Source organism: Bacteroidota bacterium (genome assembly GCA_039714315.1).
Classification (GTDB): Bacteria; Bacteroidota; Bacteroidia; order Flavobacteriales; family JADGDT01; genus JADGDT01.
Genome location: JBDLJM010000250.1, coordinates 1 through 2,527, shown reverse-complemented (window position 1 = coordinate 2,527; position 2,527 = coordinate 1). Strand labels below are relative to the sequence as shown.

Sequence of the window (2,527 nt, the reverse complement as noted above, 5' to 3'; positions counted from 1 at the left end):
ATTGAGAAAAGAAAAATATTAGAAAGTAACTTACAGCCGATGATTTGAGCTGTTTAATACCTTGCTTTTAGCGTTTTAAATTGCCTTTTGTAAATAAATAGATAACCACCCTTGATGTAGAGTGGTTATCTTCTTCTTAGAATTATTTTTTTCTATATCCGTCAGAAAGAGTCATCATGAATGCTACAATGGCGTCTTCCTCATCATTGCTTAATCCCAGATTACCTAATTCATCTGTATTTATATTTTCACTTACTTCAGGTTCAGGCCATCCATCAACATCGCGTGTGTTGTAAAAATGAACTATTTCTTTCAGGCTTTTAAATACACCGTTGTGCATATAAGCTTTTATGAAACCATTACCCGGTTTTTTACCCACATTACGCAATGTTGGTACTTTATGTTTACCCATATTATCATTTGCCATACCCTGCCATGCAGGGTCAGTGCTAGATGCCAGAAAACCTCCAAGTCCTGTATCAATCCAGGCAGATCCATCGGGGTTAATGGGTGAACCATCTTCTAAATAAACCTTGTCCATATTGTAAAAAGGATTTTCAGGATTTTTCGGTACTCCAAGATTATCAAATGAAAAATCGGTAAATAACGGTTTTTGACCACCATCCGATATTTCACTTGGATGACAGGCTGCACAATTCCCTTTATTATTAAATAGTTCCATGCCTAATTCTTCCTGAGCTGTTAACTCTGCTTCCCCGTCAAGATAGGCATCGTATTTTGATGAAAATGCATTTACTTCGGATGAGGCTTCGTATGCAGCAATTGATAATCCTACTCTGTCGTAATTTCCTTCTATATTCTCCTCCTCATAACTTATAGGATCACCCCAAACTTCTTCCCATAATCCTGCATATTTTGATTTAGAAATATGCGTAAGTACAGCTTCTTTCGAAGGGTTGTTTTGTTCAACAGGATTAAGAAATGGTCCCAATGCCTGATCTGCTGCAGGATTACCCAGGTGATAACCTGTTGCTCTTCCGTCCCAGAAATTTCCTCCTATAAATAGTTCTTCAATGTAGTTGTAATGAAAAACAGGACTAAATGTTGCATAAGCAGCACTTGGTGGCTTACGGTTTCCAAAACGTGTTGGAATTGCTCCTCTGTAAACAGATCCACCATTATTTATACCCGGATTGGGCCCCGTAAATCCTACAGAAGGACCGTGACAAGTTGCGCAGGACATCGAGCCAGGATCAGATATTTTATCAAAGAATATTTCTTTACCCAGCTGTTCCATAGGTGCTAATTCGGAGGTATTAGCTTTTTTAAGGTTCGATATATTGTTACCTTCAGTGTTGATTTCTTTTTCGCAGGAGAAAAATGATCCGCTTGCGAATAAAATCATAATTATTACAAAAAAGTCCTTTAAATTCTTCATAGTTTTTAGTTTAGTTAACTCTAACATTAACAGTTAAAACAATATCAAATTTTTAAAGCTATTAAAGTTAATGAATATAAATAATATATGGAAGCAGGTTAGGGGGTATTTGCCTTAAGGTTAGTCTGTTGGAGTATTGTTTTTAAACGAAATATAAAGTGATATATAATGGTAGTTTTTATCTCAAACAAACGATTTATAACTGTAATTAAAACAATTAAATTAGTATATTAATTTAAACAAAAATTCTTCCAGGCCTGTAAATATAATGTATGAATTCACAAGTTTATTTGATAGTAATGTTCCAAATAATTGGTCCCGGTACCGGGTTAACGTAGTTATTATAATTTATAATAACTACGTTTAACAGTTGTGAAGTATAGTCGGATACGTCATTGTAAAAAAATCGCTACTTTTTATGTGGTCACATGAATAAAAATCCTTTTATTAGTAGAAAATTTTGTATTTAATTAGTTGTTTCCGGAAGCTTTCTGCTTTTTAGGTATCGCATATGATTTATAGACCCGAATTTTGTATGTGAGTATACAGTGTATTATGCCAAAATTTAATTTTTAACCTTTAATTAATAACTCAATTCAAAATCTAACAATTATGAAGAAAGTATTTTTCTTAACTCTAACAGTTTTATTAAGCGTAAGTTCATTTTCACAGTCATTTGATGCCTCAAAGCTACGTGCAGGTGGTGGTCTGTTTTTTGTTTCCGACATAAATAATGTTGGTTTAACAGTTAACGGGGCATACGAAATAAACGCACAGTGGGAAGCTGCTATTGCATTTACACATATTTTTGAAAAAGATTATGTAAAATGGAATATGCTTGATTTTGATGCGCATTATAATTTTTATCAGCACAATGATAAGCTTAATGTATATGGATTGGCCGGTTTAGGTCTTACATTTTGGAAAGTTACTATACCTGCTATGGATTTTGGGTATGGATTTAGTACACCGGAAATGACTGAAAATGGCACCGATGTTGGCTTTAATATTGGTGTAGGTGCAAACTACAAATTAACTGACAAATTAAACCTTGCTCCGGAAGCCAGATTTACAGTAGCAGAAGGTTCGTTTTTTAGAGTTGGTGCAACATTACAGTATATGTTTTAA

General features: G+C 34.1%; 2 protein-coding genes. One reads left to right on the top strand and one right to left on the bottom strand.

The features are described from left to right. Positions 1 to 142: 142 nt before the first annotated feature. Positions 143 to 1,399: a cytochrome c peroxidase gene (locus tag ABFR62_14060; GenBank protein ID MEN8139543.1), complete on the bottom strand. Its 1,257-nt coding sequence runs from the start codon at positions 1,397 to 1,399 to the stop codon at positions 143 to 145. Between the two features lie 612 nt (positions 1,400 to 2,011). Between ABFR62_14060 and ABFR62_14055 the strand changes: the two genes are divergently transcribed. Next, complete coding sequence (locus ABFR62_14055; protein MEN8139542.1) at positions 2,012 to 2,527, top strand: outer membrane beta-barrel protein; 516 nt, start codon at positions 2,012 to 2,014, stop codon at positions 2,525 to 2,527.

Excerpts from the sequence above, each read along its gene's own strand:
- ABFR62_14055 (MEN8139542.1), top strand. The coding sequence starts at position 2,012 with ATGAAGAAAGTATTTTTCTTAACTCTAACAGTTTTATTAAGCGTAAGT.
- ABFR62_14060 (MEN8139543.1), bottom strand. The coding sequence starts at position 1,399 with ATGAAGAATTTAAAGGACTTTTTTGTAATAATTATGATTTTATTCGCA.